The sequence below is a fragment of the Roseateles paludis genome, assembly GCF_039872745.1.
GTDB lineage: Bacteria > Pseudomonadota > Gammaproteobacteria > Burkholderiales > Burkholderiaceae_C > Pelomonas > Pelomonas paludis.
Genome location: NZ_JBDPZD010000005.1, coordinates 131,104 through 144,215, shown reverse-complemented (window position 1 = coordinate 144,215; position 13,112 = coordinate 131,104). Strand labels below are relative to the sequence as shown.

The window sequence follows — 13,112 nt, the reverse complement described above, 5'->3', positions numbered from 1 at the left end:
ATGAAGTGGGAAGGCCAACGCCAAAGCGACAACGTCGAAGACCGACGCGGTGACGGTGGCGGCGGCGGTGGCATGGGCCTGCCGGTGCGCGCCTTTGGCGGGCGGGGCCTGAGCCTGGGCACCGTGGCCATCGCACTCATTGCCGGCTGGATCTTCGGCATCAACCCGCTCACAGTGCTTGGCCTGCTCTCGGGCGGCGGCGCGCCCAGCGCCTACGAAGCCCCCGCCACGCCCGCCCAGCGCCCGCCGGCCGATGACCGCAGCGCCGCCTTCGTGTCCACCGTGCTGGCTGACACCGAGGATGTGTGGGGCGCTGTCTTCAAGGCCAGTGGCAAAACCTACGAGCAGCCCACGCTCGTGCTTTTCCGCAATGGCACGGACACCGCCTGCGGCCGGGGCGAAGCGGCCGCCGGCCCCTTCTACTGCCCGGGTGACCACAAGGTCTACATCGACCTTGGCTTCTTCGACACCCTGCGCGGCCGCCTTGGCGCGCCGGGCGACTTTGCCCAGGCCTATGTGATCGCCCACGAGGTGGGCCACCATGTGCAGAACCTGATGGGTGTGACCGACCGTGTGGACCGCCAGCGCGGCCGCGTCAGCGAGGCGCAGATGAATGCGCTGAGCGTGCGCGTCGAGCTGCAGGCCGATTGCCTGGCCGGCGTCTGGGCCCATCACTCGCAGCAAAGCAAGGGCTGGCTGGAGAAAGGCGACCTGGAAGAGGCCCTCAATGCCGCCACGCAGATCGGTGACGACACCCTGCAGCGCAACGCCGGCCGCCGCGTCGTGCCCGAAAGCTTCACGCACGGCTCCAGCGAGCAGCGCATGAGCTGGCTCAAGCGCGGCATGGCCAGTGGCGACATCAACCAGTGCAACACCTTCGCACGTAGCTGAGCCCGAGGGCACCGCCATGCAGGATTGGCAGCAACAGAACTGGTCGGGCCATGTGCGCTTCAGCGCCGCCCGCGTGCACAGCCCCCGCTCGATTGAGGAGCTGCAAGCCCTCGTCCGCGACGCGCGCAAGGCCCACGTCATCGGCTCGCGTCACTGCTTTCACGACATTGCCGACACCGACGGCGACCTGCTCTGGCTGGGTGACCTGCAGGAGGCGCCGGTCATCGACGCCGCCCGGCGGCAGGTCACGATCCACGGCGGCATGACCTACGAGCAGCTCTGCCCGCTGCTGGAGGCCGCCGGCTGGGCGCTGCCCAATCTGCCCTCGCTCAAGCATGTGACGGTGGTGGGTGCCTGCATGACGTCCACCCATGGCTCGGGCGACAACATCGGCCAACTGGCCACCGCCATCAAACGGCTGGAGCTGGTGCAGCCCGATGGCTCGCTGCGCGTGCTGGAGCGCGGCCAGGATGGCGACGACTTCCGCGCGGCCGCCGTCTCCATCGGCGCGCTCGGCATCGTCGCGCGGCTCAGCCTGGACCTGGTGCCCAGCTTCCAGGTGCAGCAGGACTGCTTTGAACGCCTCTCGCTCGAGCGCTACCTGGCCGACTTCGATGCCATCAGCGGTGCGGCCTACAGCGTCAGTGCGTTCACGACCTGGCAGCAAGACTGCATCGACACCGTGTGGCTCAAGCGCCGGCTCCCGTCGGCGATGCCCGCCAGCTTCCACGGCGCGACAGCCGGCCCCACGGGCACGCCGCCCACCGACCGCACGCTCACGCCCTGCGGGCAGCCCGGCCCTTGTCACGAGCGCCTGCCGCACTACGCCTTCCGCGATGCGCTCGCCGTGGGCAATGAGCTGCAGAGCGAATACTTTGTCGACCGTGAGCAGGCCGGCGCCGCAATCCGCGCCGTGGTGGGCCTGCGAGCCGGCCTGGCGCCGATCCTGGGCCTCTCGGAAGTGCGCACCATGGCGGCCGACGATCTCTGGCTCAGCTGCACCCAGGGCCGGCCCACGGTGGGCCTGCACTTCAACTGGTTGAAGAAGGGCCCCGAGGTCGAAGCCTTCCTGCCCACGCTGGAAGCCGCTCTCGCGCCCATGAGGGCCCGGCCCCACCTGGGCAAGCTATTCGCGCACAGCCCGGCGCAGCTGGCCAGCGTCTACCCGCGTTGGCGCGACCTTGCCGCCCTGGCCCGACGCTGGGACCCGGCCGGCAAGTTCTCCAACGCCTTCCTCGAACGTCACTTGTTCTCGGCGCTCTGACCCAGGTAGCGCGCCAGGCCTTCTCCGCCAGCGCGCATCACCCGGTCGTGGCTCCAGCGGTAGAGCGGGGCCAGCACGGGCGCCAAGGCGCGCATCCAGCCGGCGGGCAGCTGAACGCGCCAGAGGTAGGTGACGTCGGTGTAGGGCGCGTGCTCGCGCAGCAGCCAGATGCCCTCGCCCTGCAGGTCCCCACGGGACTGGGCTCGCAAGCGCTGGGGCGCCAGGGATTCAGTCACCTCCAGCTCCACCACCAGCCGGTAGCCCAGTGGCGCCCGCCAGACCATGCGACGGCGCTGTTCGCCCAGGTCTTGGGCGGCCTGCACCTGGGGCCACCACTGCGGCCAGCACTCGGGCTGGGTCAGCACCGCCCAGACGTCTTCCGGGCGCGCCCGCAGGCGCCAGTGGCTGACGAGATCGAAGTGCCAGGGGCTTGCTGGAGTCATGCGTCTGGATACGCGCAGGCCCGGCCGGCGGATGCCTGCATCCAAACCAGCGCTGGCGACGTACACCCCGCATGCCCACCGCCGCCCCACCCCGCCGCCTGCGCAGCCGCGTGATCGAGCGCGTGGCCGATGCCGAGGCAGCCCACCTGACTCTGGCCGCCGACGGCGAGCCCGGCGCGGCGCCGTGGCAGGACTGGCTGCCCGGCGTGCGCATCAAGGTGCTGCATGAGTCGGGCGGCGCCCTCTCCTATCTGCTGCAACTGGCGCCCGGCGCCGAGATCCCGCCACACCGCCACCCGCAGGACGAAGAGTGCCTGGTGCTGGCCGGCCGGCTCTGCGTGGGCAGCCGCATCGAGGTGGGGCCCGGTGGCTACCATCTGGCGCGGGCTGGGCATCTGCACGCCCGCATCCACACCGCGACCGGGGCCACCCTCTTTTTGCGTGGCGCCATCCCCGAGGCCGAGCATGCACGCTTCTGACCCTGAGCTGCCAGCGCCCGCAGAGCCCGAGGTCCTGGACTTTGAGCCTGACGAGGACGAGGCGCCGGTCGATGCCGCGCCGGCCCTGCCCCGCACCCCGGCCGCCGACGAGGCCCAGCTCTGCGCCTGGATCGACCGCATCGTCGACCACGACGAGCGCGCACTGATGCTGCTCTACGACGCCACGCTCTCACGCGTCTGGGGCCTGGTGCTGCGCGTGGTGCGGCGGCCGCAGTTGGCTGAGGAGGTGGTCGAGGAGGTGTTCTTCCAGGTCTGGCGCCAGGCGCCGCGCTTTGATGCCTCGCGGGGCAAGGCGCTGACTTGGTTGCTGGGCATGGCTCGCTCGCGCGCCATCGACGCCCTGCGGCACGAGGCGCGCTTCGTGGCCGACAGCCTGGACGACGAGGCCCTGCCCGCACCGCCCGACGCGGGCATCGACCCCGGCGACGAACTGCTGGCCGTGGCGCGCGGCCATGCCGACCTGCATGAGGCCCTGCTGCTGCTCAAGCCCCAGCCCCGCCAGCTCGTGGCCCTGGCTTTTTTCAATGGCCTCAGCCACGAAGAGATTGCCGCCCAGATGGCCTTGCCGCTGGGCACCGTCAAGTCCCAGATCCGCCGCGCGCTGCACAGCCTGCGCCAGGTGCTGGGCGAGGGCGCTGCCCACGCCTTGGTGTCCTGACCCAAGCCCCCATCATGAAGCCCACGCCTCCGCTCTCCCCCGACACCGACGCGGCGCTGCCCGACGACCTCAGCCCCTTGCTCAGTGAGCCCTTTGCCCAGGCCTGGGCGGCGCCCACGCCGGCCGCATCGAGCGCCCGCAGCAGCCTGGCAGGTCGCCTCGCCCGCTCACACGCTAAGGAAGCCGGCATGCACACCACACGCCTGCGCCGCGCCGCGCCCGAGGCGCTGGCCGAAGGTGTCAGCGCCCGGCTGCTCTACACCGCCGCCACCGACCGGCCATTGCGCCGAGGCGAGCCGCAGCGTGTGCGCTTGCTGGACCTCGCCCCAGGCGCAGACATCCCCACCTTGCCAAGCCTGCCAGGCGCCACGCTGGAATGCCTGGTGATGGCTGGCAGCGCCTGCTTGGCCGGCCACGAACTCAGCCTGCGTGACTATCTGCGCCTGCCCGCCACGGCAGCCGCCTCGCTGCAGGCCGGCCCACAGGGAGCACGGCTCTTTGTGCGCGAGGCACCGGCACGCCCGGGCGATGCGAGCCGGCTGGTGCGCGACTGCGAGGCCGGCTGGCCCGCCTATGGCCCCGGCATCCGCCGCCGCGTGCTCTGGGCCGAAGGTGACGAAGCCGCGCTGCTCTACCAAGTGGACCCCGGCGCCTTCGTGCCTCTCCACACCCATGGTCACGACGAAGAGTGCCTGATGCTCGCAGGCGAGCTCTTCCTGGACGACGTGTTGATGCAGGCCGGCGACTACCAGGTCGCGCCCGCCGGCACGCAGCACGCCCTGACGCGCGCCGAGACGGCCGGGGTGCTCTTTGCCCATGGCGACGTCGAGCTGCAATTCATCGCTGGCGAAACTTGAATCGAATCAGCCGGCAAAGCACCCGCTAATTCCGGCTTAAGTTTTGCCGCGAGCCGTCAGCATCTGGCCCAAGCCTCCTTGGAGCCAACGCCATGCTGATCCCCCTGCACCTCATCCCCATCCCCGCCGACGAACCTGCCGGCCTGGGCGACCCTGGGCATGCCTGGCGTGGCGCCAACTCGGGGCTCAAGATCGCAGCCGGCCTGCACCTGGGCGATATCCGCGAGCTGGGGCTCAGCGTGTCAGGCCCCACCACCGGCGGCGTGCAAAGCGCAGACCTGATGCGCTTTGGTCAGTTGATGGCCAATGCCGGCATCCCGCTGCAGCCCACGCGCATGCTCTACGACCGCATCTATGCCTTTGACCGCCTGGCCGAAGGTGCTGCCAGCGATGAGCCCGAGCTGTGCGAGTTGGCAGAGCAGCTGTTCAACGACTACCAGGGCGCGGGCGAGTTCATCGGCCTGGTGCACTAAAGCCCAAGCTGCACTACTCCGTCGCCACCGCCTCGATCTGGATGCGCAACTGCACATCCATCTTGAAGCCATAGTCCTTGCCGGCCGTGAGGCCGAAGTCGTCGCGCTGGAAGCTGCCATAGGCATCCGCACCGCAGAGATCACGCTTTGACAGCGGGTGCGGGACGCACTTGAGCGCACTGATGGACAGCGTCACCGGCCGCGTCACGCCGTTGAGGCTCAACTCCCCCTCCACCTTGCTCGGCACGCCGTTCACCGGCGTGGCCAGCCGGCCCTTGTAGACCGCCGTGGCGGGCTTGCTGGCCAGGTTGAAGAGGGCCTGGCCGCGCGCCCAATCGTTCAGCGCCGAGAGGCCGAAATCGATGCTGGCCAGGTCCATGCTGACCTCCACCGTACCCGTGCCGGCAGCCTTGTCGTAGACCACGCTGCCGCTGCTGCGGTTGAGCTTGCCGCGCCAGACCGAGATGCCCATGTGGTCAGCCTCGAAGCTGGGGAAGGTGTGGGCGGGGTCGATCTGGTAGGTCACGGGCGCGGCTTGCGCCAGGGTCATGGGGAGGCAGAGCGCGAGCAGCAGGTGTTTCATGGGCAGGGCAGAGAGTTTGTCGGCGGCGATTGTCAGCATGACGAAGCAGGTGCCGGGCTCTCGACATCCCGGGGTAACCTCGCCCGCATGAATGCTCGTTCCTGGCGCCTGCGGGGCGCCGCTCTCGTGCTGCTGGGGGTGCTGCTCGCCCTGGCCGGCTGCAGCACCGTCCAACCCCCGCCAGCGCCCCCCAGCTACACGGCGACCCAACTGCTGGCGCTGCGCCCGGCCGACCTGCAGTGGCCCGCCACCAGCGATGCCGGCGAGCAAGCCCAGCGCGAGGCCGACCTGGCCCGGCTGCGCAGCGGCCTGGCCCTGCCGGACGGCCCCGAGCGCCTGGCCGCCCTGCCCGGCCTGCTCGACCTCGCGGCCCACTACGACACCGAGATCGACACCGCCCGTCCCATGCTGCTGGCCGCGCTGCCTAACCTGCCAGCGCTGGACGCCAACACTCAGCGCGCGCTGCTCACGGCCGCGCACACGCTCTACCCGCAGGAGGCAGCGCCGCTGGTCGAGCCCCTGCTGCCTCAGCTGCCCGAGACCAAGCCCTTTGCGATTGCGGCCTACACCCTGCTGGCCGCCCGCGTGCCCGGGGTCGAGGCACGGCTGCGCGAGCGCATCCCGCAGCAGTTCCCGCAATGGCGCGACGACGCGCGCTTGACGGCGCTGATGCAGCGGCTGGACAGCGCAGCGCCGCAGCACCCGCCGCTGGCTGAACTGCTGGCCGCGCCGCTGCGGCCCGGCTACCCGGTGGTCTTCAGCCTGCAGCGGCCAGGCCGCCAGCACATCGGCCTGGCCCTGGTGCGCGCACCCGATGGCCGCTTCCTGCGCGAGGCGAACGGCGAGCTGCTGGCCATCCCCCAACTCGCGCTGGCCCGCTCCGGCCTGCCAGGCACCATCACCAATGGCAACACGCCCCAGGGCCTGTTCACCATCGTGGGCAGCAGCGTGGCGGCCAGCAACCCCACCATCGGGCCCACGCCCTTCCTACACAGCAAGCTGCCGATCGAGGCGACGGTCGCCGAGTTCGAGCACGCCACCCGCAGCGAGCCCTGGACCGAGGCCACCTACGACAGCTTCCTGCCGCCCAGTTGGCAAGGCTATGCGCCCTTCAAGGAGGCCTGGCTGGCCGGCCGTGCAGGCCGTGATGAGATCCTGGCCCACGGCAGCGTGGTGCGCACCGAGGCCTACCACCCGGCAGCGCGCTTCCTGCCCGGCACACCCTCGGCCGGCTGCCTGGTGGCCCCCGAGCGCTGGGACGCCAGCACTGGTCGGCTGCTCAGTAGCCAGCAACTGCGCCTGGCCCAGGCCTATGCCGGCGTGGCCACCGAGTCGCTGGCGGGGTATCTCGTCGTCGTCGAGGTGGACGCCGCCGATGGCCCCGTCACGCCCGGCGAGGCGCTGGCCTGGGTGCAGGCGGCCGAGGCGCTGCGCCCCGCTCGTTGACCTCCGTTGATCAGCCGCTGAAGCCTCGCAAACCGCCCTGCCGCGTGACGGGTTTGACACCGCTGCGAGCGCTACTGCCCGGCGACCACCCCGGTGTCACGGGCTGCGTGATCGAATCGGGCCGACGCTGAAGAGCCACTCACCCCCATGTTCACGCCGCTGCGCACTTTGCTGATCACGCTCCTGGCCGCCCTGCTGGCGGCCTGCGCGTCAGCGCCGCCCACGGCCAGCCCCAGTGTGGACGGCTGGGAGAACATCCCCATCCCCGGCAAGCGCGCCACCCGCTACAGCTGGGCCGAGAAAGACGGCCGACCGGCCTTCGCGGCCGAGGCCGATGCCTCGGCCAGCTTCTGGATGAAGCGCCTGCCCGGCGGCCCGCAGCCGGTGCACGAGGTCGAGTTCTCGTGGTGGGTGCAAGACATGCTTCCCAACGCCAACGTCGGTGTTGCCGAGCGCTCCGACGCCGTGGCCCGCGTGGTCTTCGGCTTTGAGGGCGACATCGATGCCCTGCCGCTCAAGACCCGCATGATGTTCGAGCTGGCCCATGCCCTCACCGGCCACACGCCGCCCTATGCCAGCCTGGTCTATGTGTGGGATGCCGAGCTGCCGGTGGGCACGGTGGTGATCCACCCGCGCAGTGACCGCATCCGCAAGATCGTCGTGGACTCGGGCCCCGGCGAGCGCCGCCACTGGCGCGACCACAAGCGCGACCTGGCAGCCGACTTCCGGCTCGCCTTTGGCGAGGAGCCCGGCAAGCTGGCGTCCTTTGCGGTGATGACCGACACCGACAACACCCGCAGCCGCGCCAAGACCTGGTACGGCGAGATCAAGCTGAAGTAGTCAGCCCCGCCCGATGTAGGGCATGGCCGTGGCCATCACGGTCATGAAGGGCACATTGGCCCCCAGCGGCAGGCTGGCCATGTAGACCACCGCCCGCGCCACCTCAGCCACGTCCACCGTGGGCTCGACGGCCACTTGGCCATTGGCCTGCAGGATGCCCTGCTGCATGGGCGTGGCCATGCTGGTGGCGGCGTTGCCGATGTCGATCTGGCCCACCGCGATGTCGTGCGCTCGGCCGTCGAGCCCGAGGCTGCGCGTGAGGCCGGTGACGGCGTGTTTGGTGGCCGTGTAGGGCGCCGAGAAGGGCCGGGGCACATGGGCCGAGATGGAGCCGTTGTTGACGATGCGGCCGCCGCGCGGCTGCTGGCGTTTCATCAGCGCAAAGGCGGCGCGGGCGCACAGGAAGCTGCCGGTGAGGTTGGTGTCCACCACCGCGCGCCATTCCTCGACCGAGAGCTCGTCCACCGCCACCTTGCGGGACGACACGCCGGCGTTGTTGAACAAAAGGTCGAGCCGGCCAAAGCGCGCCTCAAGCTGCGCATAGGCGTGGGCCACCTGGGCCTCGTCGGTCACGTCGGCGGGCAGCACCAGGGCCTCAGGCGTGGCGAGGCTGACAGCGGTCTCGCGCAGCGCGGCCTCACGGCGCCCCAGCAGCGCGAGCTGCCAGCCGGCCTCGGCCAGGGCTTGCGCCACGGCGCGGCCAATGCCGCTGCCGGCGCCGGTGACGAGAGCAATGCGGGAGGTTGGTGAGGTTGGCATGGGCGAGGTGGGCCGGATTTGTTCGAGGGCTCTCAGGGCCGAAGTATCAAACGATGCCGAGTGGCCTCTGGCAAAAAGGGCACGCGCTCACCGCTGACCCAGGCCGCGTGGTCGGCCGCGTAGAAGGGCGACAGCGGATGCCCGCTCTGCCCGCCGGGCAGCACCAGCCAGCCGTCTTCCTCATGGCCGGGTGCCACCACCATGCGCTCGGACTGGCCGTGGCCGGCCGCGTGCACGCGCGGCATGTGGCGGTCACCGGCCAGGCCTTGCTGGGGCATGTCGAGCCAGCGCGCCAGCGGCGGCAGCACGGCAGACAGCGGGTGGCGCACGTTGGCGGGGTTCTCGCGGCCCCAGGTGGCCTGGTCCAGCGTGCCGTGGCGGGCGATGAGGGCGTCGCGGCTGCGCAGCACGGCGGCCTGTAGCAGCGCCTGCCAGGAGGCAAAGGCTTCGGGCAGGGTGTCGGGCCGGCCGGCGCGGATCAGCGCCCAGCCGGGCACCTCGGGCGCCAGGCGCAGGTCGGCAAACTTGTGGCCCTGGGCTTCGAGCTGGCCGGCCAGTGGCGCAAACAGCAGCTCCAACAGCGTGGCGCGGAACTCCCTCACCAGCACGTAGCCCACGGCATCCACGCGCGCGGCCTCGCTGCTTTGCTCCACATGCTGGCGGTAGGCCTGCAAGCCTTGGCTGGCGACAAACTCGGGCGTGAGCACGCGGTCCAGCAGCAGGCGTTGCCAGCGCGCCAGGAAGAGCGCGCGGTGGTCCAGCTGGATGGCGTGCAGGCCGGCTTCATCAAAGCGGTCCTGGGCCCGCAGTGCGTCGCGGATCTGCTGGGCGCGGGCGCCCAGGTCGTAGCCGCCGTTGCCCAGCTTGGCCAGCGCGGCGCCGCCCACCATGCGGGAGTTGGCGGTCCACAGGCGGCCATCGGCGGGGTCCAGCACGCGGGGCTGCTCGTCGGGGCCGAGGTAGCCCTGCCATCGGGGCTTGCCGTCGCTCCAGTCCTGCGGGCGGTTGGGGTCGTCGCTGCCCACGCGGCGGGGTATGGCACCGGCCACGGTCCAGGCAATGCGGCCGCTGCGGTCGGCCAGCATCAGGTTCTGCGCGGGCAGGCCCATGCCGGCGGCGGCGCGCACAGCCTCGTCCACCGTGGCTGCGCGCTCCAGCTGGCGCAGCCCGACGTTGAGGCCCTGCGGGTCATACGCCACCCAGCGCAGCGCATGGCGCGGGCCGCGCTGGCCGGCGGGCTCCAGCACGGGGCCCCAGTCGGTCTCCAGCACCTCGATGCTCTCGGCAGCAGCACCGGCCACCTCGATGCGCTCCAGGTGGCGGACGAAGGGCTTGTCAGCCCCGCCGTTGCGGTAGGCCTGGCCGTCAGCCGAGAGCTGCAGGCGGATCACATCGGTCCAGTCCGACGTGGTGTTGGTGAAGCCCCAGGCCACCTGGCCATTGCTGCCGGCCACGACCAGCGGCGTGCCGGGCAGGGTCACGCCGGTCACGTCGCGGGTGGCGCCCTGCTCCTTCCACTGCAGCCGGGCCTTGAACCAGGTGCCGGGCACGCGCAGGCCCAGATGCATGTCGTCGGCCACCATGGCGTGGCCGTGCGTGGCGTGGGCGGCCGAGACGGCGAAGTTGTTGGAGCCGATGTCGCGCGCATCGGTGCCACGGCAGTCGCTGCAGGCCACCTGGGCGGCGCGCAGGGCTGCGGGCCAGGGCGAGGCGGGCACGGGCACCGGGTCCACGCGCGAGTCGTCCAGCGCGGCTTGGTAGTCGCTGCTGTGCTGGGTCAGGAAGGCATACCAGTCGGGCTGGACCAGGCTGTGCAGCGCGCCCATGGCCAGCTCGTCGCGCCCCTGGCCGCGCTGCAGGTCAAGGTACATGCTGAGCGTGACCAGCAGGGTGTCGGCCGCGCGCCAGGCCGCTGGGGTCTGACGCAGCAGCAGGTACTCGGGCGGGCGCACCGAGAGCGCGGCCAGGCCGGCATTCGCGCCGGCGGCGTAGGCGTCGAGCAGTTGGCGGTCAGGCGCCTCCAGTGCGGCCAGCGCGGCTTCCGCCCGGGCGCGAAAGCGATGCACGCGCCGCCCCTTGTCGAGCGGCACCGCCTTGGGCCCCACGAGGGCAGCCAGCTCGCCGGCGGCATTGCGGCGCAGCAGGTCCATCTGGAAGAAGCGCTCCTGCGCATGCGCAAAGCCCAAGGCCCTGGCGGCGTCGAGGCGGCTCTCGGCCACCACGCTGAGGTAGCCGCGCGCATCGCGCTGCAGCTCGACCGGGGCGGCCAGGTCGGCGGCGCCGGCATTGCGCTCGCCATCGAGCTGGGCCAGGCTGCCGCGCAACAAGCCGGTCAGCACGGCAGCAAGCAGCAGCACCAGGGCAAGCAGGCACAACGTGAGGCGTTTGATCCAGCGCATGGGCCGTCCTTAGAAGGTGCCGGGGTAGGCGCCGCCGTCCAGCAGCAGGTTCTGCCCGGTCAGGTAGCCGGCCTGCTGGCTGCACAGGAAGGCGCAGATTGCACCGAACTCGGCGGCCGTGCCAAAACGCTGGGCGGGGATGCCCTGGCGGCGGCGCTCGGCAAAGGCGTCCTGGCTGAGCCCGGCCTTTACCGCGCCGGCCGCGAGCGTCTTGGCCAGGCGGTCGGTGTCAAAGGCGCCGGGCAGCAGGTTGTTGAGCGTGACATTGCGCCCCGCCAGGCGCGGCTGACGCGCAAGGCCCGCCACAAAGCCGGTGAGGCCGGTGCGCGCACCGTTGGACAGGCCCAGCACATCGTTCGGCGCCTTGACGGCCGCCGAGGTGATGTTGACAACGCGCCCAAAGCCTCGCTCGGCCATGGCGTCCACGGTGGCCTTGATGAGTTCGATGGGGGTGAGCATGTTGGCGTCGAGCGCGGCGATCCAGTCGTCTCGCGCCCAGTCCCGAAAATCGCCAGGCGGCGGGCCACCGGCATTGGTGATGAGCACGTCCACCTGCGGGCAGGCGGCCAGTGCGGCGGCGCGGCCCTCGGGCGTGGTGATGTCGCCCGCCACGGCGCGCACCTCAATGCCGGGGTAAGCCTGGCGCAGCGCAGCGGCCGTGGCTTGCAGGGTGGCCTCGCCGCGCGCGGTGATGACGAGGTTCGCGCCTTCAGCGCCCAGCGCCTCGGCGCAGCCGCGCCCCAGGCCCTTGCTTGCTGCACACACCAGGGCCCAGCGCCCAGTCAAGCCAAGATCCATCGATACCCCCGAAACGAAAACGGCCCTGCATGGGCAGGGCCGGATGATGGCGCCAACGCTGGCGGTCAGCGCAGGAACTTGCCGTCGGCAATGATGGAGACGTCGGTGAACTCCAGGCCGAAGTGGTCCTTGTCGGTGTAGCGCACCTGCAGGCCGCCGAGGTCGAAGCGGCCGCCTTCCAGCGCCTTGACGAGGTTGTCGCGCGAGATGTCCTTGGGCACGCGCTTAAGCGCCTCGACCACAAGGCGTGCGGCGGCAAAGCCCTCGACGTGGGCTGAGGTCAGCTCGGTACGGCCGCTGGCCTTGGCGAGGTTGAGCGCCTCGCGCACCATCGGGTTGTTGGACGAGCGCTCATAGGGCATGACCTGGGTCACGATGACGCCTCGCGCCTGGTCGCCCAGCGACTTCACGAAATCGGCGTTGGCATTGTTGGACAAGGTGGCCACGTGCGCGGTGGAGCCCGCCGCACGCAGCGCCTGCACGCCCTCGACCACCGCGTAGCCAGGGCCGATCAGCACCACGGCCTCGATGCCGGCTTTGGCCACGGCCTGCATCATGGGTGCGAGGTTGGGCTTGGCACGGTCGTAGCTCAGGTTCGAGAGCACGCGAAGCCCAACGGCTTCCAGGCCCTTGATGGCACCCATGCCACCGTCGGTGCCGAACACGTCATTGCTCTTGATGATGGTGATGCGCTTGACACCGGTCTGCGCCAGGTGACGCACGGCGCGCTCTGCTTCGAGCTGGAAGCTGGCACGCAGGTTGAAGACATTGGGCTGCACCGGATAGCGCAGGCTCATGGCCCCGGAGACCGGCGCGATCAGCGCCATGCGCGCCTGGGTGGCGATGGGCACCAGCGCCTCGGACTGCGTGGTGCCGCGGCTGAGCAGGAAAGCCAGCACGCCCTGCGATGCCAGGTTCTTGCCGTGCTGCGCGGTGAGCGCGGCGTCGTACTTGTCGTCCAGCGCCACCAGCTCCAGTTGCTGGCCGCGCACGCCGCCCTGGGCGTTGACGGCCTCGAAGCACAGGCGCGCGCCGTCGGCGCTTTCCTGCGTGAGTGCACTGACCGGGCCGGTGAAGCCCGCGATCATCCCGAAGCGCAGCACGGACTGCGCCTGGGCGGGGTTCCACCATCCGAGGGTCGACGCTGCGCCCAGGGTCCCTCCCAGTGAACGCAAGCAATTCCGTCGATCCATACGATCCC

General features: G+C 70.9%; 14 protein-coding genes. 8 read left to right on the top strand and 6 right to left on the bottom strand.

All coding sequences use genetic code 11. From position 1 onward, the window contains the following. Both ypfJ and ABDJ85_RS16225 read left to right on the top strand, forming a co-directional pair. Positions 1-891 (top strand): KPN_02809 family neutral zinc metallopeptidase, encoded by an 891-nt coding sequence (ypfJ, locus tag ABDJ85_RS16230; protein WP_347705840.1) that lies wholly within the window; start codon positions 1-3, stop codon positions 889-891. A gap of 16 nt (positions 892-907) precedes the next feature. Continuing rightward, on the top strand, positions 908-2,155 hold the full coding sequence (locus ABDJ85_RS16225) for a D-arabinono-1,4-lactone oxidase (RefSeq protein ID WP_347705839.1): 1,248 nt from the start codon (positions 908-910) through the stop codon (positions 2,153-2,155). Here the strand turns inward: ABDJ85_RS16225 and ABDJ85_RS16220 are convergent. Beyond that, positions 2,134-2,598: an SRPBCC family protein gene (locus tag ABDJ85_RS16220; protein WP_347705838.1), complete on the bottom strand. Its 465-nt coding sequence runs from the start codon at positions 2,596-2,598 to the stop codon at positions 2,134-2,136. The two genes, ABDJ85_RS16225 and ABDJ85_RS16220, sit on opposite strands and share 22 nt — an antisense overlap. A gap of 71 nt (positions 2,599-2,669) precedes the next feature. On the opposite strand from ABDJ85_RS16220, the gene ABDJ85_RS16215 reads away from it, so the two are divergent. From ABDJ85_RS16215 to ABDJ85_RS16200, 4 genes are all read left to right on the top strand, one after another. After that, a complete protein-coding gene (locus tag ABDJ85_RS16215) occupies positions 2,670-3,077 on the top strand; it encodes a cupin domain-containing protein (protein ID WP_347705837.1) in 408 nt (135 codons plus the stop codon). Next, entirely contained in the window at positions 3,064-3,756 is a 693-nt protein-coding gene (locus ABDJ85_RS16210; protein WP_347705836.1) for a sigma-70 family RNA polymerase sigma factor, read from the top strand. Before ABDJ85_RS16215 ends, ABDJ85_RS16210 begins: the two co-directional genes overlap by 14 nt. A 14-nt stretch (positions 3,757-3,770) precedes the next feature. Continuing rightward, the gene (locus tag ABDJ85_RS16205) at positions 3,771-4,613 is read left to right on the top strand and encodes a cupin domain-containing protein (RefSeq protein WP_347705835.1); all 843 of its coding nucleotides are present in this window, start codon (positions 3,771-3,773) and stop codon (positions 4,611-4,613) included. Positions 4,614-4,705: 92 nt separating this feature from the next. Next, complete coding sequence (locus ABDJ85_RS16200) at positions 4,706-5,086, top strand: hypothetical protein (protein WP_347705834.1); 381 nt, start codon at positions 4,706-4,708, stop codon at positions 5,084-5,086. A 13-nt stretch (positions 5,087-5,099) separates the two neighbouring features. On the opposite strand, the gene ABDJ85_RS16195 is transcribed toward ABDJ85_RS16200, so the two are convergent. Further along, on the bottom strand, positions 5,100-5,675 hold the full coding sequence (locus ABDJ85_RS16195; RefSeq protein ID WP_430765564.1) for a YceI family protein: 576 nt from the start codon (positions 5,673-5,675) through the stop codon (positions 5,100-5,102). A gap of 81 nt (positions 5,676-5,756) precedes the next feature. Here ABDJ85_RS16195 and ABDJ85_RS16190 point away from each other — a divergent pair, with 81 nt between their 5' ends. Together ABDJ85_RS16190 and ABDJ85_RS16185 are read left to right on the top strand one after the other, a co-directional pair. After that, the gene (locus ABDJ85_RS16190; RefSeq protein WP_347705832.1) at positions 5,757-7,115 is read left to right on the top strand and encodes a hypothetical protein; all 1,359 of its coding nucleotides are present in this window, start codon (positions 5,757-5,759) and stop codon (positions 7,113-7,115) included. Between the two features lie 147 nt (positions 7,116-7,262). Beyond that, positions 7,263-7,955 (top strand): DUF3047 domain-containing protein, encoded by a 693-nt coding sequence (locus ABDJ85_RS16185; RefSeq protein ID WP_347705831.1) that lies wholly within the window; start codon positions 7,263-7,265, stop codon positions 7,953-7,955. On the opposite strand, the gene ABDJ85_RS16180 is transcribed toward ABDJ85_RS16185, so the two are convergent. From ABDJ85_RS16180 to ABDJ85_RS16165, 4 genes are all read right to left on the bottom strand, one after another. Then, positions 7,956-8,714, bottom strand: coding sequence for an SDR family oxidoreductase (locus tag ABDJ85_RS16180; RefSeq protein WP_347705830.1), 759 nt, complete (start codon positions 8,712-8,714; stop codon positions 7,956-7,958). A 32-nt stretch (positions 8,715-8,746) separates the two neighbouring features. Then, complete coding sequence (locus ABDJ85_RS16175) at positions 8,747-11,113, bottom strand: penicillin acylase family protein (protein WP_347705829.1); 2,367 nt, start codon at positions 11,111-11,113, stop codon at positions 8,747-8,749. A 9-nt stretch (positions 11,114-11,122) separates the two neighbouring features. Beyond that, a complete protein-coding gene (locus ABDJ85_RS16170; RefSeq protein WP_347705828.1) occupies positions 11,123-11,911 on the bottom strand; it encodes an SDR family oxidoreductase in 789 nt (262 codons plus the stop codon). A gap of 65 nt (positions 11,912-11,976) precedes the next feature. Further along, the gene (locus ABDJ85_RS16165) at positions 11,977-13,086 is read right to left on the bottom strand and encodes an ABC transporter substrate-binding protein (protein WP_347705827.1); all 1,110 of its coding nucleotides are present in this window, start codon (positions 13,084-13,086) and stop codon (positions 11,977-11,979) included. Positions 13,087-13,112: the final 26 nt, after the last annotated feature.